Source organism: Clostridium sp. CAG:43 (assembly GCF_000434655.1).
Taxonomy (GTDB): Bacteria; Bacillota; Clostridia; order Lachnospirales; family Lachnospiraceae; genus Otoolea; species Otoolea fessa.
This window is the reverse complement of sequence record NZ_FR895090.1, coordinates 10956-11501: the sequence shown is the minus strand read 5'-3', so window position 1 is coordinate 11501 and position 546 is coordinate 10956. Positions and strand designations below refer to the sequence as shown.

Annotated in this window: 1 pseudogene; it reads right to left on the bottom strand. The window is 53.7% G+C overall.

Features of this window, described 5'->3' with window-relative positions:
* A pseudogene (locus QVO97_RS07110) lies at positions 1-546 on the bottom strand (2-hydroxyacyl-CoA dehydratase); the annotation flags it as partial.

Genomic DNA, 546 nt, shown 5'->3' with positions numbered 1-546 from the left:
CCGGTCTGGCTCATAATAACGGCTGTATGCTCTAAGTCGTATTTGCCGGAGAGCAGCGCATCCATGATCTGACCAACTACGATCAGGGACGGGTAACAGGCGTCGTTGTTGACGTACTTAAGTCCTGTGTCGATAGCAGTACGGTCGGAGTTCTGCAGCACCTCCAGGTTGTAACCACAGCTTCGGACCGCCGGTTCGATGAGGTCGAAATGGATCGGCGACATCTGCGGGCAGAGGATCGTGTAGTTTTTCTTCATTTCCTTCGTGAAATAAACACGGCTGTATGCGCTGGAAACGATCGGTTTATGGTAGTGGCGCATCTCGCGCACGCGGATCGCGGCGATTAAGGAGCGCACACGGATACGTGCGGCGCCGAGGTTGTTGACCTCGTCGATCTTGAGCAGCGTATAAATTTTGCCAGAGCGGGTCAGAATATCATTGACCTGATCCGTAGTAACTGCATCCAGACCGCATCCGAAGGAGTTGAGCTGGATCAGATCCAGGTTTGGCTGTGTCTTCACATAGGAAGCTGCCTCGTAGAGGCGG